16 protein-coding genes and 1 tRNA gene are annotated in these 20040 nt (G+C 62.8%); 8 read left to right on the forward strand and 9 right to left on the reverse strand.

The window, feature by feature from the left end; all coding sequences use genetic code 11:
- The first annotated feature begins 29 nt into the window (after positions 1-29).
- Genes CH271_RS26285 through CH271_RS26295 form a run of 3 tightly spaced genes read left to right on the forward strand, consistent with a single transcriptional unit; the run spans position 30 to position 2128 of the window.
- Entirely contained in the window at positions 30-722 is a 693-nt protein-coding gene (locus tag CH271_RS26285) for an HAD-IA family hydrolase (protein WP_037192952.1), read from the forward strand.
- Entirely contained in the window at positions 719-1192 is a 474-nt protein-coding gene (locus tag CH271_RS26290) for a low molecular weight protein-tyrosine-phosphatase (protein ID WP_179274620.1), read from the forward strand. The genes CH271_RS26285 and CH271_RS26290 overlap by 4 nt, the downstream gene beginning before the upstream one ends.
- Positions 1193-1210: 18 nt before the next feature.
- Positions 1211-2128 carry an SURF1 family cytochrome oxidase biogenesis protein gene (locus CH271_RS26295; RefSeq protein WP_094635486.1) on the forward strand — a complete coding sequence of 306 codons (918 nt, stop codon included), beginning with the start codon at positions 1211-1213 and terminating at the stop codon, positions 2126-2128.
- On the opposite strand, the gene CH271_RS26300 is transcribed toward CH271_RS26295, so the two are convergent.
- Together CH271_RS26300 and CH271_RS26305 are read right to left on the reverse strand one after the other, a co-directional pair.
- Positions 2069-3037, reverse strand: a complete 969-nt coding sequence (locus CH271_RS26300) for a cobalamin biosynthesis protein (protein ID WP_094635487.1) — start codon at positions 3035-3037, stop codon at positions 2069-2071. The two genes, CH271_RS26295 and CH271_RS26300, sit on opposite strands and share 60 nt — an antisense overlap.
- A gap of 364 nt (positions 3038-3401) precedes the next feature.
- Positions 3402-4298: a LysR family transcriptional regulator gene (locus CH271_RS26305; protein ID WP_094635488.1), complete on the reverse strand. Its 897-nt coding sequence runs from the start codon at positions 4296-4298 to the stop codon at positions 3402-3404.
- 112 nt (positions 4299-4410) lie between these two features.
- On the opposite strand from CH271_RS26305, the gene CH271_RS26310 reads away from it, so the two are divergent.
- Together CH271_RS26310 and CH271_RS26315 are read left to right on the forward strand one after the other, a co-directional pair.
- The gene (locus tag CH271_RS26310; RefSeq protein WP_094635489.1) at positions 4411-5904 is read left to right on the forward strand and encodes a CoA-acylating methylmalonate-semialdehyde dehydrogenase; all 1494 of its coding nucleotides are present in this window, start codon (positions 4411-4413) and stop codon (positions 5902-5904) included.
- A gap of 29 nt (positions 5905-5933) precedes the next feature.
- Positions 5934-7100, forward strand: a complete 1167-nt coding sequence (locus CH271_RS26315) for an iron-containing alcohol dehydrogenase (protein ID WP_094635490.1) — start codon at positions 5934-5936, stop codon at positions 7098-7100.
- Positions 7101-7106: 6 nt separating this feature from the next.
- Here CH271_RS26315 and CH271_RS26320 read toward each other — a convergent pair whose 3' ends face one another.
- Positions 7107-8507 (reverse strand): amino acid permease, encoded by a 1401-nt coding sequence (locus tag CH271_RS26320; protein ID WP_052047845.1) that lies wholly within the window; start codon positions 8505-8507, stop codon positions 7107-7109.
- Positions 8508-8611: 104 nt separating this feature from the next.
- Between CH271_RS26320 and CH271_RS26325 the strand changes: the two genes are divergently transcribed.
- Together CH271_RS26325 and CH271_RS26330 are read left to right on the forward strand one after the other, a co-directional pair.
- Positions 8612-9553, forward strand: coding sequence for an NAD(P)/FAD-dependent oxidoreductase (locus CH271_RS26325; protein ID WP_094635491.1), 942 nt, complete (start codon positions 8612-8614; stop codon positions 9551-9553).
- Positions 9554-9836: 283 nt separating this feature from the next.
- Positions 9837-11192, forward strand: a complete 1356-nt coding sequence (locus CH271_RS26330; protein ID WP_094635655.1) for an MFS transporter — start codon at positions 9837-9839, stop codon at positions 11190-11192.
- Here CH271_RS26330 and CH271_RS26335 read toward each other — a convergent pair.
- The 6 genes from CH271_RS26335 to CH271_RS26370 form a co-directional block, all read right to left on the reverse strand.
- Complete coding sequence (locus CH271_RS26335; protein ID WP_094635492.1) at positions 11173-11847, reverse strand: nitroreductase; 675 nt, start codon at positions 11845-11847, stop codon at positions 11173-11175. The two genes, CH271_RS26330 and CH271_RS26335, sit on opposite strands and share 20 nt — an antisense overlap.
- 98 nt (positions 11848-11945) lie before the next feature.
- Positions 11946-12206, reverse strand: coding sequence for a hypothetical protein (locus tag CH271_RS26340; RefSeq protein WP_094635493.1), 261 nt, complete (start codon positions 12204-12206; stop codon positions 11946-11948).
- 917 nt (positions 12207-13123) lie between these two features.
- A complete protein-coding gene (locus CH271_RS28575; RefSeq protein ID WP_143546122.1) occupies positions 13124-14587 on the reverse strand; it encodes a hypothetical protein in 1464 nt (487 codons plus the stop codon).
- Between the two features lie 1290 nt (positions 14588-15877).
- Positions 15878-15952, reverse strand: a tRNA-Val gene (locus CH271_RS26360).
- A gap of 87 nt (positions 15953-16039) precedes the next feature.
- Entirely contained in the window at positions 16040-16501 is a 462-nt protein-coding gene (locus CH271_RS26365; protein ID WP_032394459.1) for a peroxiredoxin, read from the reverse strand.
- Between the two features lie 31 nt (positions 16502-16532).
- On the reverse strand, positions 16533-16955 hold the full coding sequence (locus CH271_RS26370; RefSeq protein WP_032379129.1) for a DUF3052 domain-containing protein: 423 nt from the start codon (positions 16953-16955) through the stop codon (positions 16533-16535).
- 258 nt (positions 16956-17213) lie between these two features.
- Between CH271_RS26370 and aceE the strand changes: the two genes are divergently transcribed.
- On the forward strand, positions 17214-20033 hold the full coding sequence (aceE, locus tag CH271_RS26375; RefSeq protein ID WP_037193545.1) for a pyruvate dehydrogenase (acetyl-transferring), homodimeric type: 2820 nt from the start codon (positions 17214-17216) through the stop codon (positions 20031-20033).
- Positions 20034-20040 lie beyond the last annotated feature (7 nt).

Here is a 20040-nt window from a genome sequence, read left to right on the forward strand (position 1 = left end):
CGAGCGGCCCGCACCGATAGGCTTGGAGCATGTCTGTCGATGCTCCCGCGTCCGTTGTCCTGTTCGATCTCGATGGGACGTTGACCGATTCCGCACCGGGAATTCATGCCGGTTTTCGTCATGCGTTGGCCTCGGTCGAGGCTCCCGAACCGACCGAGGAACAGCTGTCGATGGTCGTCGGACCACCTCTGATCGACACGTTGCGCGGGCTCGGCCTGGACGAGGATGCAGCGCAGCGCGCACTGGCGGCGTACTTCCAACGCTACGACGAGCGCGGCTGGGCCGAGAACACCGCGTTCGACGGCATCGAGACGGTGTTGACGCGATTGCAGGAACGCGGCGTGCGCCTCGGCGTTGCGACGTCGAAGTCGGAGCGATTCGCCGTCCGGATTCTGGACCACTTCGGTCTGTCGCGGTACTTCGAGTTCATCGGCGGTGCCAGCAACGACGGCACCCGACGGGCGAAGTCCGATGTGATCGCGCATTCGCTGACCAACCTCGGCATCGATCCGGTGGAGTCCGCGGACGGCGGCACAGCCGGGGTGATCATGATCGGTGATCGTGATCACGACGTGCACGGTGCCGCTCGATTCGGCATTCCCACGGTGTACGTGGAGTGGGGCTACGGCGTCGACGGCGAGAGCGACGACGCCGCGTTCACCGCGTCGAGCATGGACGAACTGGCCACCGTGTTGGAGCAGAACACGGCGGCCGTGCAGTGAACGAGCCACTGCATGTGACCTTCGTGTGCACCGGCAACATCTGCCGATCACCGATGGCCGAGAAGGTCTTCGGAGGGCATCTACGCGAGGCCGGTCTGGATGAGGCGGTGCGTGTCTCGAGCGCCGGGACCGGCGGTTGGCATGTGGGCGACGGCGCAGATCCACGAACCGTCGCCGAGCTCGATGCCCACGGCTACGACAGCGAGCACGAGGCGGCGCAGGTCGGGCCGGATCACCTGGCGGCAGATCTGATCGTCGCGCTCGATACCGGTCATGCGCGCGCCCTGCTGCAGCTCGGCGCTCCGGCAGATCGTGTCGCCCTGCTGCGGTCGTTCGATCCCGATGCCGACGACTCTTCGGTAGCCGATCCGTACTACTCGTCCGATTCGGCGTTCACCGAGGTGCGCGAGCAGATCGAAAGTGCCGTTCCCGGCATGCTGGACTGGGCACGGTCTCGACTCTCTCACTGACCCGGCTACCGTGGTGGAGTGCGAAAGTTAGCGTTCTTGCTGCGACCCAAATGGATGGTGCTGGCTGCGGTGGTGCTGGCCTTCGCGTTCCTGTGTTTCAGCGTGCTCGCTCCGTGGCAGTTGGGGAAGAACACCTCGACGTCCGAGCGCAACGATCTGATCACCCGATCCGTCGACGCGGATCCGGTGCCGATCTCCGATGTTCTCACCGCAAACGGATTTCCGGCCGAGGACGAGTGGCGTCGGGTCATCGCTCCCGGGTCCTATGTCGCCGATTCCGACGTACTGGTGCGGCTGCGCAGCATCCGTGATCAGCCCGCCTACGAGGTCATCACCCCGTTCGTGATCGACGGCGGGCCCACCGTGCTCGTCAATCGCGGGTACGTGTTGCCGGTGGAGGGAACCAGAGCGCCGGAGTTCGAGGCGGCACCCGCCGGTGAAGTGACGCTGAACGCACGGGTACGCCAAGCCGAGGGCACCTCGCGCGAGCCCGTCGAGGACGACGGTCGGCTGCAGGTCTACAACATCAATCCGGAACAGATCGGCGCGGCGGTGGGAGTCGACGCCATCGACGGATACCTACAGCTCGACGACGCTCAGCCGGGCGGTCTGGGCCTGATCGAACTGCCGCAGACCGACGCAGGCCCCTATCTGTCCTACGGTCTGCAGTGGCTGGCGTTCGGCATCATGGCACCGCTGGGCCTGGCGTATTTCGCCCGGGCGGAGATACGGGAACGCCGCAATTCACGTGCCGAACTCGCGGACGCGATGTCCGGCGAGCCGGACACCGAGCCCGAGGACGAGGCCGGTCCCGACGAGGAAGAAGAATTCACGCTGCCCACCCGCCGCGAGAAGCGAGCACGGGCGCGCGCGGCGTCACGCGAGACGACGCCGTCGGATCCTCGCTTGGCCGATCGCTACGGCAAGAATCGCTGACGCGACCGCAGACAGTTCCTGCACTCGGCTCGACAGTGCGACCGATCGACGAAGATCGCGTGCTGTCGGCGCGTGGCCGTCACCGAGTGTCGGCCTGATCTCGACGCCGTGTCGATACTGCGTCCTGCCGCCGAGCTGCAGCCCCAGTGCCCCGGCAGCCGACGCCTCCGCAACACCTGCGTTGGGGCTGGGGTGCTGCGCGGCGTCGCGTCGCCACATCTTAAGGGCTCGGGCGGGCGAACCCTGCACCGAGGGCGCTGCGACAACCGTCGCCACGCCGGTGACGCGAGCCGGTAGCAGGTTCAGAACGTCGTCGATTCGTGCTGCGGCCCAACCGAAACGCAGATACTTCGGAGACCGGTACCCGACCATCGCGTCGAGCGTGTTGCTCGCTCGGTAGGCCAGAATCCCCGGCACCCCGGCCAGTGCTCCCCACACCAGCACTCCGACCGTCGCGTCGGACGTGTTCTCCGCGATGGACTCCAGTGCGGCGCGTGCGAGGCCGTCGGAGTCGAGTGGTTCCGGATCCCGACCGCACAGTGACGGCAGCAGCGCGCGTGCGCTCTCGAGGTCGTCGTTGTCGAGGTGGTCCGCCATCTGCCGACCCACCTTCGACAGGGACGTGCCTCCCAGGGCGGCCCAGGTAGCGGCCGCGACCAGAGCGACCTCGGCAGGTGCGCCCACACGACCGGCCATGCGACTCGACCCGACACCGAGTGCGGTCACCGAGCCGATCAGCGCGACTGCGTGGACGACGCCCAGGGCTCGGCTGTCGCGGTAGAGGATGTGTTCGACGCGCAGCGCCGTCGTGCCGAATCCTGCCACCGGGTGCCAGCGTCGTGGATCTGCGAACACTCGATCGAGGCCGTAGCCGACCAGTAAGCCGGTCGCTCGGGGGTGTGTCCACATCCCACGAATCTTGCCAACTGCGCACCCGGCGCAGGAATTCGGTATGCCGGACTCAGCGCTGGCGGTACGCGCCCGCCAGCTGGCGACCGCGGAAATTCATGTCGCTACCGTCGTTGAGCAGTGCGATTGCCATACCGACGAAGCCGACCGTTGCCATTACGAACAGTGTCATGATTCCCCCAGAATCTCGAGTGGATCCGCGTCCGCGGATGTGTCTGTAACAGATTGTTACCCCTATCTTCGCCGTTTCCCACTCCTTTGAGGTCGGCGTCACGTGTGTCTGTGATCACGAGACGCGCGTCTCATCGGAACGTCCAAATGTCAACGGCCACCGACACTCTCGGACTGTGCACTTCTCTCGTCGTTACTGCGGCACAGGAAAGAGATGCTGTTCGTCGGTCACCACCGACCGGAGAAATTCGTCGACGGCCTTCACCCGAGCCAGACCGGTCAGCTCGCGCGGCACCACCGTCCAGTACGTCCGCTCGACCGAGACGACGCCGGGCAACACCGACGCGAGGGCCTCGTCCGGGTCACCGATGTAGCTGGGCAAGGGCGCGATTCCCACCCCGGATCTCGCCGCGATCCACTGCCCGGTGATGTTGTTGGTCTGAATCTGCGCACGGCCCTCCGGCAGGATCGAATCCAGGATTCGCAGCGGCGCCACGTCGAGCAGCGCGTCGACGTACGAGATCAGCGTGTGTTCTCGCAGATCGTCGACAGTCCGGATCGGCGACATCGCGGCGAGATACTCGGCGGCGGCGTAGAGCTCGAGGGAGTACGTCGCCAACCTGCGAGTGACGACGAATCGCGGCGACGGCCGCTCCAACGTGATTGCGATGTCGAATTCCCTGGTAGCCAACGAGTTGTGCTCGGTGGCGGTGACCAGTTCGATGTCGAGATCGGGATGCTTGTCTCGCAGTACGCCGAGTTTCGGTGTCAAGACGAACGCTCCGAAACCGTCCGGGGCCGCGATGCGCACGGTCCCTCGCAGGGAGCCGGTGTCGGAGGTCTGATCCTCGAAGGCGGCGATGAGCGTCGATTCGACGGTCTCTGCGTATCCGACGAGGCGTCGACCCGCCTCGGTGAGTCGCCAACCCGACGGCGTTCTGTCGAACAGACGCTGCCCGGCCGATTTCTCGAGCGCCGTGATGCGCCGACCGACGGTGGTGTGGTCCACACCGAGAGTGTGCGAGGCGTCGGTCAGACGCCCCGTCCTCGACACTTCGAGGAAATAGCGGAGGTGGTCTGCGTTGAACACCCACCGAGACTATCGTCAGTGTGCATTTCTGCACAGCGATCTGCGGTTTTGGCCTTTGACATGTGCATCCGTACAAGTGAGACTCGAGACACACCGAAGGAAGGATCGAACGTTGACCGACGTCATTGCGCACTGGCTCGATGGAAAGACTTATTCCGGTAGCTCCGACCGGACCGCCCCCGTCACGAACCCCGCTACCGGCGAGGTCACCGGCACCCTCACCCTGGCCGATCCCGGCGACGCCCGCGCGGTCATCGACGCGGCCGCAGCCGCATTCCCGGCGTGGCGCGATACTTCCCTTGCCAAGCGGACCTCTGTCCTGTTCTCGTTCCGAGAGCTGTTGAACGCGCGGAAGAACGAGCTCGCCGAGATCATCACCGCCGAGCATGGGAAGGTCCTCTCCGATGCACTCGGCGAGATCTCCCGCGGCCAGGAAGTCGTCGAATTCGCCTGCGGCATGGCGCATCTGCTCAAGGGCGGGTACACCGAGAACGCGTCGACCGGCGTGGACGTCTACTCCATCCGTCAGCCGCTCGGACCGGTAGCGATCATCTCCCCCTTCAACTTTCCCGCCATGGTCCCGATGTGGTTCTTCCCCATCGCCATCGCGGCCGGTAACACCGTGGTACTCAAGCCCTCGGAGAAAGACCCGAGCGCGAGTATCTGGCTCGCCCAGCTCTGGGCCGAGGCAGGCCTGCCCGACGGCGTGTTCAACGTCCTTCAAGGCGACAAGGTGGCCGTCGACGAGCTCCTCGAGAACATGAAGATCAAATCGGTCTCCTTCGTCGGCTCCACCCCCATCGCCCAGTACGTCTACTCCACCGGCACCGCCAACGGAAAGCGCGTCCAAGCCCTCGGCGGCGCCAAGAACCACGCCGTCGTGCTCCCCGATGCCGATCTCGACCTCGCCGCCGACGCCATGGTCAACGCGGGCTTCGGCTCCGCGGGCGAACGTTGCATGGCCATCTCCGCACTCGTGGCCGTGGGGAACATCGCCGACGAGCTCGTCGCCAAGATCGCCGAGCGCACCACTCCGCTGGTCACCGGTGACGGAACCCGTGGGGCGGACATGGGACCGCTCGTCACCAAGGCCCACCGTGACAAGGTCGCCTCGTACGTCGATGCCGGCGAAGCGGCCGGGGCCACCCTCGTCGTCGACGGACGCACCGTCCAGCCCGACGGTGGCACCGACGGATTCTGGCTCGGCCCCACCCTCATCGACAACGTGACTCCCGACATGAGCGTCTACACCGACGAGATCTTCGGACCGGTCCTCTCGGTCGTCCGCGTCGAGACCTACGACGACGCCCTTCGACTGATCAACGAGAACCCGTACGGCAATGGCACCGCCATCTTCACCAACGATGGTGGGGCGGCCCGACGCTTCCAGAACGAGGTCGAGGTCGGCATGGTCGGCATCAACGTGCCGATCCCGGTTCCCATGGCGTACTACAGCTTCGGCGGGTGGAAGAACTCCCTCTTCGGCGACAGCCACGCCCACGGCACCGAGGGTGTCCACTTCTTCACCCGCGGCAAAGCTGTCACAAGTCGCTGGCTCGACCCCAGCCACGGCGGCATCAACCTCGGCTTCCCCGAAAACAGCTGAGTTCCGAAGACACCGCGAAGGAGCACACCATGGTTGCCAATATTTCGTTTCCTCGGTTTCTCAAGCTGGGCGGCGGTGCCGTCGAGGAGCTGGGGACCGTTCTGACCGACCTCGACGTGTCTCGGCCGTTGCTCGTCACCGATGCGTTCATGGCCGGCAACGGCTCGGCGGATCGTTTGATGAAGATCATGACCGAGGCCGGTAAGACGCCTGCATTGTTCTCGGGCACCGTTCCGGATCCGACGACCGATTCGTTGGTCGCCGGTCTCGAAGCGGTGCAGCAGCATTCGGCCGATTCGATCATCGGGTTCGGTGGTGGCAGTCCGATGGACACGGCCAAGGCGTTGGCCATTCTCGCGGTGCAGGGCGGCACGATGCGGGACTTCAAAGCTCCCGTGCTGTCGACCGGCCCGGCCCTGCCGATCATCGCCATCCCCACCACGGCCGGAAGTGGTTCGGAGGCAACTCAGTTCACCATCATCACCGACGTCGCCTCGGACGAGAAGATGTTGTGCCCCGGGCTGTCGTTCCTGCCGATCGCCTCGATCATCGACTTCGAGCTGACCATGTCGATGCCGGCGCGTCTGACGGCCGATACGGGTGTCGATGCGCTGACCCACGCCATCGAGGCGTACGTCAGCAAGAAGGCCAACCCCATCTCCGACGGTCTGGCGCTCAGTGCGATTCGCACGATCGGGACGTCGTTGCTGCGGGCGTATCGCGACGGCGACGACCGGCAGGCGCGCGAGGCGATGATGCATGCCTCGACGCAGGCCGGCATGGCGTTCTCCAATGCGAGCGTCTGTCTGGTGCACGGCATGAGTCGACCGATCGGCGCGCACTTCCATGTCGCACACGGGCTGTCCAACGCCATGCTGTTGCCTGCCGTCACGGCATTCTCGATAGACGGGGCACCGACGCGTTACGCCGACTGCGCACGCGCACTGGGCGCGGCGTCGGAAAGCGATTCGGATCAGGTTGCCGGTGGCAAGCTGCAGGATGCGATCGTCACACTGTGTCGTGAGGTGGAGGTTCCGACTCCGGAGACCTTCGGTATCGACAGGGCCAAGTGGGACGAACTGCTGCCACTCATGGCCGAGCAGGCACTCGCGTCGGGCAGCCCGGGAAACAATCCGATCGTGCCGACCGCCGAACAGATCGTCGATCTGTACCGGCAGATGTACGCGGGGGTCTAGTTGCACTCACTCCGATGCGCGGGCGGCGACAGTGTCGCGCCGCGTATTTCGGCGTTGCACCAAGATTCCGCCGATCACGGTCACTGCGGCGAGGACGGCCGAGAGCAGGATCGACGACCGCTGCTCCGGCCGCACCACCATCATCACCAGGACGAACACGATGAACCCGATGGCCAGGTAGGTCAACCACGGGTACAGCCACATCCGAACGGCAGGGCGTTCGTCGTCGCGGTCGAGTTGACGCCGCAGCACCAGCTGGCTGCTGGCGATGGCGAGGTAGACGAAGAGCGCGACGGCCCCGGTGGTCGCCAGCAGGTAGGTGAAGAGTTTCTCGGGCAGGATGTAGTTTCCGATGACGGCGAGGAACCCGAGCACCATCGAGGCGATCACCGCGACCCACGGCACCCCGTTCGTGGTGATCTTCTTGACCGCCCGGGGTGCGTCACCTCGATCGCCGAGCGAATACAGCATGCGCGACGCGGTGTAGAGCGCAGAGTTCAGGCACGACGCGACGGCAGTCAGGATGACGATGTCCATGATGGTCTCGGCGTGCGGGATTCCCATCTTGGACAGTACGAATTGGTACGAGCCCGTATTGGGATCCAGTTCGTTCCAGGGCACCAGCGCGACGATGACGAAGATGGAACCGAAGTAGAAGATCGAGATTCGCCAGATGACCGAGTTGGTGGCGCGGGTGATTCCCTTTGCCGGGTCCTTGGATTCGGCAGCGGCGATGGTGACGATTTCCGAGCCCATGAACGAGAACATCGTCGTCAGCATGGCCGCGATCACCGCACCGAACCCGAGGGGCATGAATCCGCCCGAGGCCCAGAGTTGGTCCACACCACTGACTTCCGAATCGGGTAGCCACCCCAGGATGGCGGCGATGCCGAGGCCTATGAACGCGATGATCGCCACGACCTTCACCAGGGCGAACCAGAACTCGAATTCGCCGTAGTTGCCGACGCTGATCAGGTTGGTCGCGGTGAGGGCGATGACGATGAGCAGTGCCCACATCCACTGGGCTCCGCCGAGCCAGTTGGTGAGAATGGAAGCAGCCGCGGTGGCTTCGACCGGGATCACCAACACCCAGAACCACCAGTAGAGCCATCCGACCGAGAATCCGGCCCAATGCCCGAGCGCGCGTGTGGCATACGTGGAGAACGAGCCGGTGTCGGGATTGGCCGTTGCCATCTCCCCCAGCATGCGCATCACCAAGATCACGAGCGTGCCCGCGAACAGGTACGCCAGCAGCACTGCCGGGCCTGCCGTGGCGATGGCGTTGGCCGAACCCACGAACAATCCCGCGCCGATGACTCCGGCTATCGAAATCATCGTCACGTGCCGTGGTTTCAGGCTGGTACCGAGTCCGTTCTCGCCGGTGTCCGGCTTCTCCGTAATGGCCATCCCTGTAGTCGAACACAATGTGGACGCGGACGCAGCGGGTGACCGATATGTCCAGACAGCCGGTGGTACAGAGATATTGGCGCAAATCCGGGCATACTGGACCGATGAACTCCGAAGCGGGCAGCATCACCGATCCGGTCACCATCGTCGGTGCGGGCATAGCCGGTGCGGCCTGCGCGCGGGTTCTTCGCGGCGCAGACGTGCCGTTCCGCATCGTCGACCGAGGCCGAGCTCCGGGTGGGCGGATGTCATCGCCGGAGTTGCACGGCCGTCGCGTCGACTTGGGTGCCGGCTACTTCACCGTCCGAGATCAGGAATTCTCGACGGTGGTCGCCGAGTGGGAGTCGGGTGGATTGGCGCGCCAGTGGGCCAACACGTTCGGCATCCTCAAGCCCGCCACGGCACCGTGCACAACGACCGGACCGGTTCGCTGGGCTACCCCGAACGGTCTGCGATCGCTGGTACGAAACATGCTCGAGGGCTTCGACATCGAACATTCCACCGAGTTGACCGCATTGCCCGACGGCCACGTCGTGGTCGCCATGCCGGATCCTCAGGCGATGCGACTGACCACAATTCCCGATGCGGTCGACTACGTACCCGTCATCTCGGTGGCGTGTGGGTTCGACGTGCTCGACATTCCCTTCCGGGACGCAGCGTTCGTCAACGATCATCCCGATATTGATTTTGTCGTCGACGACGGTGCACGCCGCGGAGACGGCGCTCCGGTTCTGGTGGTGCACACCACGTCGGAACGAGCGCAGCAGCATCTCGACGACCCCGACGGTGCGATCGCCCCAGTTGTCGACGCCCTTCGCGAATTGTCCGTCGCATCCACGCAACCCACATGGACCCACGCTCATCGGTGGACCTTCGCCAAGCCCGCAGCGCAGCACGATTCCAACTTCGCGCTTCGCGAGCAGGACGGACGCTTCGTCGGTTCGGCGGGCGATCAGTGGTGCGAGTCCGGAGTGCCCCGAGTGGAGAGCGCCTGGCGTTCGGGCACAGATGTGGCGCGTGCGCTGGTCGACGCGCTCCGGCACTGAACCTCGCGGCGCGACTGCTCCACTCCCTTGTGCGCTCGGGTTTCCTCGTGGCGGTAGCGCAATCGGTGTGGACCGTTGCCGTGTTCATGCCCGCTGGTGCCACCGAAAACAGTGCGCGCGAACATCTCTCAACCGGATCGCCGGCAGCTACGTCGACCGTAGGATAGTTACTTTAATTCTTGTTCACTATTTCGAAGTATGTACACATTTAACCGGTTAAGGTGTGACGACACGTGCAGATCTCGCCCCCTCGTCGCCGTCGCACACAGAATCGGAGCAGTCCGTGGCCACCATTCGCACCCCTGAGCAGACCAGACGCCGTGGCGTACTCGCTGCCACGGTCGGCACCATCGTCGAGTATTACGACCTCACCGTCTACGCCTACCTCGCGGTCGTCGTCAGCCCATTGTTCTTCCCCGGCGACGACCCGACTGCGTCGTTGCTCGCGAGTCTGGCCGTCTTCGCATCTGCCTACCTGATGCGTCCGATCGGCGGAATCTTCTTCGGCCGCCTCGGTGACAGACACGGGCGCAAGCGCGCCTTGTTGTTCTCTGTTCTGCTCATGGGCGTCGGCAGTGCACTGATGGCCTTCCTCCCCACCTACGAGAACGCGGGGGTTCTCGCGCCGATCCTGTTGGTCATCGCCCGTCTGGTCCAGGGCTTCTCGGCCGGTGGAGAACTCGGAGGCGCGCTCACATACGTCTACGAGACGGTCGGCGAAAAACGCAAGGGGCTCGGTGCGTCCTTCGTCGCACTGGGTAGCAACAGCGGTTTCGCACTCGCGGCCATCGCCGTGGCGATCACCTCCACACTCACCACCGACGCGCAGATGACCAGCTGGGGCTGGCGAATTCCGTTCCTGCTCGGCATCCCCCTGGTGCTGTTCTGTCTCTGGACCCGCACGCGAATCGAAGACACCCCGCAGTTCGTCCATGCAGCCGCGGAAAACGAGGTGGCGAAGGCACCGTTGACCGAACTACTTCGCACTCATCCCAAGCAGGTTCTGCAGGTTTTCGGACTGGGTGTGGCTCAGAACGCGACCGGATACATGGTGCTCACCTACATCGGTATCCATCTGGTGCGCGAAGGCGGATTCAGTCAGAGTTCGGTCACCTGGACTGCGGCCGGTGTCATCGTGCTCGTCGCGGCGTCCATGCCGCTCGCCGGGCTGCTGGTGGATCGGTTCGGCAGCGTGCGTGTGCTGGCCAGCGGATTACTCGCCTCGGCGCTGCTCGCGTACCCGGCAATGTCGATGATGAGCGGACACGGGTTGTTCGTTGCTGCAATTGCTTTCATGTTCTTCGCGGTAGGCACACCCTTGATCCAGACGGCAACCGCTCCCCTATTCCCGTCGTTGTTCGACTCGCGAGTTCGACTGACCGGCGTCGCTCTCGGCTTCAACATTGCGACGATCGCCACGGGTGGGACCGCCGCCTACATTGCGACGTGGCTCATCGACCGCACCGGAAGCTCGGTGTCACCTGCGTACTTCGTCATCGGCTCCGCCGTGATCGGAATGATCACTCTGGCGACCATTCGTCAGAAGACCTACGGCGGGTTGCGGACAGGCAGCCGAGCCGCAGACGTACTGCCGTCGACGAGTGCGCTCGACGACGACGTCAGCGTCCGACGAAGGTGACCGTCTCGTCCAGAGGCGCTCGGCCGGTACGGAATCCGTTGATCGGGTGTGTCTCGTCCGGGTAGCCGAAGGAGATTCCGGCCACCACTTTTCGAGTGTCCGGGATGTCGAACCACTCGTGCAGGAACGGTGAGTACGCGGCCAGGGCTGCTTGTGCGATGGCTCCCAGACCGAGACTCTGGGCGGCCAGCAGGAAAGTCTGCAGATACAACCCGCAATCGACCGCGCCGTACACGCCCAGGTCGGCATCGGTGGTGATGATGGCTGCATGCGGCGCGTCGAACAGCTCGTAGTTGCGAATGAATTGACGCGTTGTCGCCTCGGTGTCGGACTTGACCACCCCGATGCTCTCGTACAGCGCGCCACCGCATTCACGTCGCCGTGCACGGTGCAGAGCGTTGTAATTCGCCGGGAACGGAAAGTCCGGTTGCGGCACACCGGACGCCAGGTGCTCCACCAAGGCGTCGGAGAACTTCCGGGTGGCATCGCCTTCGGTCACGATGATCTGCCACGACTGGGTGTTGGACCAAGAAGGTGTGCGCCGGGCGGCCGACAGCAGCTGTTCGAGTACCTCGCGCGAGACCTGCTTCGGCAGGAACTGCCGGCACGAGTACCGCTCGTCGAGTAGTTCTGTCAGCGCGTCGTACCGGGTCACATCGTCCGCCTCGTGTCGGTGCCATCGGGTGCGGGTCGAACGTAACACCACGGCTGCGCCCGACGGTCGGCTGCTGGACCGTCGGGCGCAGAGTGCCGCTACTGCAGGGGTAGCAGGATGTCTTTCACTCGCGGGTCGGTGGCCAGGAATTCCTGCACCGCGGGGTCCTCGAACGCGGGATTCTCGAACAGTCCACCGGGCCCGAGGATGAATAGCGTCGACCCCAGCGGAACACCCACGATCACCTTGGTGAACATCACGATCCCCACCGTCGTAGGGGTGTCTACCAACTCGGACAGCAGCAGTGCGGGCAGTTCGTCGACCGGTAGATTGTTGCAGGCGGCGAGCATCGCGGTCATGATTTGACCTCCGCGTCGTTCCACTCCAGAGGTTCCAACGGCAAGGAATGCACGGTACGCGATATCACCGCGTAGGCCGCAACGGCGGGTGCAGCCCCACGTATCGTCGACTCCCCCCGGCGAAGTCGCAGACCAACCGCAATAGTGGGTGGACGAGAACTACGTCGACGGCTTTAATCTCGCCTACGCCATCACACCGGGGACGTTGCGTCATAGGCCGTTCGGCAAGGTGACCGACGGCCCGAGGAACACCGGGCGCAGCGGATCGTGAGAGAAATCGGGCGAACCGGGGGGGCACAGCAATCGCGCACCTCCGTTGCAGACTCTCAGCGCGTCGTAACGACGCAGATCGCTAGCTCCACCCAACTGGATCGCTGCCCGAAAGCACGGGGAACTATCCAGCACTGATGAAACGTGGATCACTTGCAGCGCAGTTCCAAGCTGTGCGTTCGATCTAGGTATCCGGTGGATCGACTTGGACGCGCTCACTCGATCCACACACTTTGGCGTAGGGAAGTAACATCTTCCCCATCACGAGCGACAAAGTAAGCATAAGCAAGCCGCAATTCGCGGCCTGGCAAGGCTATGCTGAGCGCAGGCAACGCCCTGGCCGATGTAGGTTGTGGAGACGCGAAGCGATGGTCGACGGTATCAGCTCAATTAGAGGCTCTGAACTCGACGCTGGGTTCGGCACAACGAGTACGAGGAGCGGAGAATCGAAATGTTAAAGATGCGCCGTGCTCTGCTCCACGTACCGAGACTCCTGCGGCGTGAGACACCACCTGCGTACCGAGGGCTCGATCTTCCCGGCGTGAACATCAGGTTCTCGAAAGACGCCGAAGGGTTTGACCTAGATCGCAAGGCACTGACCAACGCGATAGCAGAAAGCGTGCGAAGCGGTCGCGCGAGCGCCGCACTTAGAGGAAACGGCTCATCCTGAGCGCCGCGAAATAACGAATACCGCCCTCGATCCAGAGCAAAATGCAACGCAACCAAAGTAGCGTAAAAACTGGATACAACACGGTCATTATGAAATTTCGAAAAGACCAAATGGAATGATCGTAAGTAAACCATATTGCGAACGCCACGGTCGCTAAGACGGTCACCTCCCGCACTGACTCGATATCGATCATACGCAATATTCGAGTCAGAATCCACAGCAAAAGCCAGATGACCAGAGCCACGACGTAGGGGCTCCAAGAAACCTCCGAAAGCAATATTGCCCTCTCTATGTTCAAAAAGTTTGTGGCGATCATGAAAGCGCAAAGGACCGACGTGATCGTGCTAAGCCACAATGTAAGACGAGCAGTAAGAGGTGGCTTTATTGGGCCATCTTGCTTCTCCGATCCCGGGGTGTTGGCGGCTAAGATAGCCGGAAGTCCAGCAAGCAGTGCGGCCGCACCGTCGAACTCTACAGACCGATGCAATGCAAGAGCAATAAAGAACGAAAAAAGTAGCGCAACAAAACCAACCACACTTGCCCTACCGAGGGAACCGGGCGGACGTTCGTAGCACTCTATCGCGAATCGGGCCACATCTGGTACTGGAAGCGCTTTATCGATTGAGGATCCCACATCGAGGGTGACCTCATTCAAGGTTGAGTGGATCGACGCAGCATGCAGATCCACTATTGGCGCGGCGAAACAAACATCCGATATGCCGTCCTGCAACTTTGCTGATCGCACGAAATGCTCGTCAGGGCAATGGAATTGGAATGTGTAGTCTTGCGCCTGCATAGGCATTGTCGAGTCAAAAAGGAACGACCTCTGACGCCATCCCAACGCCACCCGGAATTGAGATAGTGTGCCAACTGCATGGCTGGATCTAGCACTACGCTTTACATACTTGATCGCAATTCTCTGCCCAAGCTCAACGGTCATCTCCACGTATTGGACCACAGACTGACCAACTAGAGCGTTCGTTGCAGTAAAAGAATCCCCCCACACTCCGTCAATTTTATCGGAATTGGCCGACGCATTTGCAAAAATATTCCTGAGCTCGTCCGCTAGCGCGATGCACTCAGATCGCGGCATAACCCTGATCGCTAGACCATCACTCTCGACTTCCAAAATCCGACTTTGTTCTCGCTTGGCCGCCGCGAAAACTGGAATTACAATTCGCACAGGACCACTCGGTGGTTTGTCGTACGCCGGGACAGAGAGTGCCGCTAATTGATGAGATGTCGGTATCAGCAATTCACACGAAGTCGAAACAGTCAAGTAGTCTGTTTCGATATCTATAGTTTCTACAACAGACGTGCACCAGCGCTGGAACTCAAGGTGCATAGCGATGCAAATTGAAACAGCCAATGAAGCATTGACATAATCTGTAAATGGCCCGGCTTTGGGCGCAGGGTTAGATCTATCTTCACCGGTATCCACTTGGCGCTTCGCGGGGACACTGGGGGTCCTGAAACGCAACCGCGTTAGAACACGAAGCGCACAACCGCCCACGTTCACTCCCTCAGCAGTTCATCTCCGGGATCTATTTCAAGATCGCCCTAGTCGGCAACATTCTAGCCGGTCTGATTGGTGTTGGCCTACGCGTCCAACCCAGGTGAATCCGGTAGCTCTGTTCGGCCACAGCGGGGCCGTTAATTTCTCCTCTCCGTCAAACCTGGTGGTTCGAGGAACGCCCGTCCCTCAGGATCCAGGACTGCTCCAGTTTGGTTGGCGTCTCACCTCTGAGAGTCGCGCCTTAAGTTGGAACTCCTCCCATGCCGGACGCACTTCCTTAGGAGTTCTGACGCGAGGTCATTGCCGTCGCACACAAGGGCGGGGACCAGCTGCGTCAGATCGCCCACGAACATCAGACTCCCCAAAGGCTGTCTACTTCGCTGGCTTAAGATCGTCGCCGCGACGATAGAATCGAACACGGCGGCGGGCTCGGACGAGTCTGTCGAGCCGCGGAACGTTCGCGTGATCAGATCAGTCTCCTCCAGCTGGTAGGCCGAGTTCATGCGCCGCGCAGCCGCCGATCTTTTCAGGGACGTCCCGAAAAGTGATCTACCCGCTAGTCCTCGACCTTGCCGCCGTCGGAATCCCGTCCCAGCGAACTGCCAGGTGCTTGAGTTCGTCACTCAAAAGCTCACAAATGGAAGAACAGCCAATTACCCAAAGCGATTGGGATGAACACACCTGATCAAAATTGGTCGCGGGATCCACGCCGACGAGCTACCCGACCGCGACATTGCCGCCAGCGGGAACCGCGGCGCACGGCGGTGTTCACAGCAGCGACTCCGGTCGGTGTTCCCAAAGAGCGCGTCCCGAACGGGCAAGGCAATGGACGGTTCGGTGCCGCGAGATATCGCTAGTGACAAGCAGTCAGTCCTCTCGAAGCAACTCGACCAGCTCGAAGGCCACCTCGCGGTTTTCGACCAATCAGCCGTCGACATGAACGCGGGAATTGTCGCTGCGACTTCCTTGCTGAGTCGGTGCGGTGCCGCGTACGAAGCCGCATCCGGCCCAATCCGACGTGACTACAACCAAGCGTGGTTTGACGAATCCACCTCAACGTCAATGAATTCGAGGTTGTGCACACCGAGGCAGATGCAACGGACTTCATCGCGCGTTGAGAACATCGTCGGAGGATGAGAACCGCGCGGTCGAACGAGGAGAACGACCTTGAATTAAGGATGACCTCGACGGTCAAGGGTTCGAACGTCACTTCTGTGGTGGGCGCAGAGGGGTTCGAACCCCCGACCGCTGGTGTGTAAAACCAGAGCTCTACCGCTGAGCTATACGCCCGAGTACCGGTGGCCTGGGTACAACCCCGGGCCACCGGAACGCTTGGAGAAATTTATCGTGTCTGATCTCTAACTACAATTCCGCAGGTCAGCTCACTTGTGCGAGAGCCTCGGCCCACGAAGAACTGTCGCGTGCCTCACCGGGACCGTTCATTTCGGCGAACCGGATGATTCCGGATTTGTCGACCACGAACGTTCCACGATTGGCGAACCCGGCGCTGTCGTTGAACACGCCGTACGCCTGAGCAACCTCGCCGTGCGGCCAGAAGTCCGACAGCAGCGGAAAGGTGTAACCCTGTTCTGCAGCCCAGATCTTGTGGGTCGGAGGCGGACCGACCGAGATTGCCAGGATGGCAGTCTCGTCGTTCTCGAAGGTCGGTAACTCGTCGCGCACTTTGCACAGCTCGCCCTGGCACGTGCCGGTGAAGGCCAGTGGATAGAACACGAGCAGAACGTTTTTCACGTTCCTGTACGACGACAACGTGACCAGCTGGTTGTTCTGGTCTTTGAGGGTGAAGTCGGGCGCAACCGCGCCAACCTCGATCGGCATCTAGAACCGTCTTCCTGTATCGAGAATCGGCCTACCGCTTGGTGGCAGGGGTCTTGGGCTGAACCAATCGACTTCCGATCCAGTCACCGAGGTTTGCCGCAGAGGTCTGCGTCAATCCTGCGGTCGGGGCGGACTCGGCAATCTCACTGGGTTCGACGTGACCGGACATGCCGGTCTTGGGGCTGAGGACCCACACGATGCCGTCGTCCGAGAGCGGACCGATGGCATCCATGAGGGCATCGACCAGGTCACCGTCTCCGTCGCGCCACCACAGCAGTACAACGTCGATCACCTCGTCGGAATCCTCGTCGAGGGTCTCGCCACCGATCGCATCTTCTACGTCGGCGCGCAGATCATCGTCGGTGTCCTCGTCCCAGCCCAGCTCCTGTACGACCATGTCGCGAGTGATGCCAAGTTTCTGAGCGTAGTTCTGAGCGTCCGCCGCGGCGACCACGGTGGTGACCTCCTTGAATTGTGGGTGCAGTAGTCAAAGCGAACAGTGTTGAAGCCGTTCGCGCAAGCTGACCGCGCCGAAATTGAGTACATAAATTTCTACTGGTGGGTATTGGACCTCTGTACTACCAGAACCGACGAGATGCGGCAGGATTGGGGAGGAATCACGAGAACGAGGAAAGTAGACCGCCGTCACAGGGGCGGGTCTACCGGGACCGGGCGCCACACCGAGCGTCCGCCACATTGAGGAGTGCACACGTTGTCCGAAGTGAACAGCGGCGAACGGCAGAACACATCGTCTGCAGGCAAGAAGGGCTCGGACGGCCGGGTCCGCGTCATCCGCGAGGGTGTCGCGTCGTACCTGCCCGATATCGACAACGACGAGACCAACGAATGGATCGAGTCGTTCGACGGCTTGCTGGAGAGGTCCGGCCCCAACCGCGCTCGCTACCTGATGCTCAGGTTGCTCGAGCGCGCCGGTGAGCGCCGCGTGGCGCTGCCGTCGCTGACGTCGACGGATTACGTCAACACCATTCCCACCGAGAACGAGCCGTGGTTCCCCGGCGACGAGTCGATGGAACGTCGCTACCGTGCCTGGATTCGTTGGAACGCCGCGATCATGGTGCACCGCGCGCAGCGTCCCGGCGTCGGCGTCGGCGGCCACATCTCCACGTACGCCTCGTCGGCTGCTCTGTACGAGGTCGGCTTCAACCACTTCTTCCGTGGCAAGGACCACCCGGGCGGCGGCGACCACATCTTCATCCAGGGCCACGCCTCCCCCGGTATCTACGCCCGCGCCTTCCTCGAAGGTCGCATCCCGGCCGAGCGCATGGACGGCTTCCGCCAGGAAGCCAGCCACGTGAACGAGGGCGGCGGACTGCCGTCGTACCCACACCCGCGTCTGATGCAGGACTTCTGGGAATTCCCGACGGTGTCGATGGGTCTCGGCCCGATGAACGCCATCTACCAGGCGCGCTTCAACCATTACCTCAACGATCGCGGCATCAAGGACACCTCCGATCAGCACGTGTGGGCGTACCTCGGCGACGGCGAGATGGACGAGCCGGAATCGCGTGGACTCGCGCACGTGGCCGCCACCGAGGGCCTCGACAACCTCACCTTCGTCGTCAACTGCAACCTGCAGCGTCTCGACGGCCCGGTGCGCGGTAACGGCAAGATCATCCAGGAACTGGAGTCGTTCTTCCGCGGAGCCGGCTGGAACGTCATCAAGGTCGTCTGGGGCCGCGAGTGGGACTCGCTGCTGCACAAGGACCGCGACGGCGCACTGGTGAACCTCATGAACACCACGCCCGACGGCGATTTCCAGACCTACAAGGCCAACGACGGCAGCTACGTCCGCGATCACTTCTTCGGCCGCGATCCGCGCACCAAGGAGCTCGTCAAGGATCTCTCGGACGACGAGATCTGGAACCTCAAGCGCGGCGGCCACGACTACCGCAAGGTGCACGCTGCCTACGCGGCCGCGATGTCGCACAAGGGCCAGCCGACGGTCATCCTGGCGCACACCATCAAGGGCTACACCCTCGGCAAGCACTTCGAGGGCCGTAACGCCACGCACCAGATGAAGAAGCTGACGCTCGACGATCTCAAGACGTTCCGCGATCTCCAGCACATCCCGATCTCCGACGAGGAGCTCGAGAAGGATCCGTACATGCCGCCGTACTACCACCCCGGTGCGGACGCTCCCGAGATCCAGTACATGCTCGATCGTCGTAACAAGCTCGGCGGATTCGTTCCGGAGCGGCGAGTGGACGTCAAGCCGCTGCCACAGCCCGGCGACGACACGTACAAGACGCTCCGCAAGGGTTCCGGCAAGCAGGAAGTCGCCACCACCATGGCGCTCGTGCGCGTCATGAAGGAGCTGTTGCGAGACAAGGAAATCGGCCACCGAATCGTGCCGATCATCCCCGACGAGGCTCGTACGTTCGGTATGGACTCGTGGTTCCCGTCGCTCAAGATCTACAACCGCAACGGCCAGCTGTACACCTCGGTGGACTCGGAGCTGATGCTCGCCTACAAGGAGAGCTCGGTCGGCCAGATCCTGCACGAGGGCATCAACGAGGCCGGTTCCACGTCGTCGTTCACGGCGGTCGGTACCTCGTACGCCACACACGGCGAGGTCATGATTCCGCTGTACATCTTCTACTCGATGTTCGGATTCCAGCGCACCGGTGACGGTCTCTGGGCTGCCGCGGACCAGATGGCTCGCGGATTCGTCCTCGGTGCCACCGCCGGCCGCACCACCCTCACCGGTGAGGGTCTGCAGCACGCCGACGGTCACTCGCTGCTGCTGGCGTCGACCAACCCGGCGGCCGTGGCCTACGACCCTGCGTTCTCGTACGAGATCGCACACATCGTCAAGGACGGTCTGCGCCGGATGTACGGCGGCACCGAGGGCGTGGAAGGCTTCGGCGGCGAGAACATCTTCTACTACATCACCCTCTACAACGAGCCGTACGTACAGCCGGCCGAGCCGGAGAACCTCGACGTCGAGGGTCTGCTCAAGGGCATCTACCGGTTCGCGGCTCCGCAGGAGGGCGACGGACCCGAGGCACAGCTGTTGGCGTCCGGCGTCGGCATGGTCTCGGCCCGCAAGGCCCGTGAGCTGCTGTTCGAGGAATGGGGCGTTCGTTCGGCCGTGTGGTCGGTGACCTCGTGGGGCGAGCTGCGCCGCGACGGCGTCGAGGCCGAGAAGGAATCTCTGCGCAATCCCGGTGCCGACAAGCGCGTTCCGTTCGTCACCTCGGCACTGGCCGACGCGCACGGTCCGGTCGTCGCATCCTCGGATTGGATGCGGGCGGTTCCGGACCAGATCCGTCAGTGGGTTCCGGGCGATTACGTCACCCTCGGCACCGACGGCTTCGGATTCTCCGATACGCGTCCGGCCGCGCGACGGGTGTTCAACGTCGACGCCGAGTCGATCGTCGTCGCCACGCTGTCCGCGCTCGCGGACTCCGGTGAGATCGACAAGTCCAAGGCCGTCGAGGCCGCGGAGAAGTACAAGATCGACGACGTCACCGCTGCGCCGACGTCGTTCGCCGACACCGGTTCCGCGTAGGTTCCAC

The organism is Rhodococcus sp. 05-340-2 (assembly GCF_002258915.1).
Classification (GTDB): Bacteria; Actinomycetota; Actinomycetes; order Mycobacteriales; family Mycobacteriaceae; genus Rhodococcoides.

Excerpts from the sequence above, each read along its gene's own strand:
- CH271_RS26285 (WP_037192952.1), top strand. The coding sequence starts at position 30 with ATGTCTGTCGATGCTCCCGCGTCCGTTGTCCTGTTCGATCTCGATGGG.
- CH271_RS26300 (WP_094635487.1), bottom strand. The coding sequence starts at position 3,037 with ATGTGGACACACCCCCGAGCGACCGGCTTACTGGTCGGCTACGGCCTC.
- CH271_RS26315 (WP_094635490.1), top strand. The coding sequence starts at position 5,934 with ATGGTTGCCAATATTTCGTTTCCTCGGTTTCTCAAGCTGGGCGGCGGT.
- CH271_RS26320 (WP_052047845.1), bottom strand. The coding sequence starts at position 8,507 with ATGGCCATTACGGAGAAGCCGGACACCGGCGAGAACGGACTCGGTACC.
- CH271_RS26325 (WP_094635491.1), top strand. The coding sequence starts at position 8,612 with ATGAACTCCGAAGCGGGCAGCATCACCGATCCGGTCACCATCGTCGGT.
- CH271_RS26340 (WP_094635493.1), bottom strand. The coding sequence starts at position 12,206 with ATGACCGCGATGCTCGCCGCCTGCAACAATCTACCGGTCGACGAACTG.
- CH271_RS26365 (WP_032394459.1), bottom strand. The coding sequence starts at position 16,501 with ATGCCGATCGAGGTTGGCGCGGTTGCGCCCGACTTCACCCTCAAAGAC.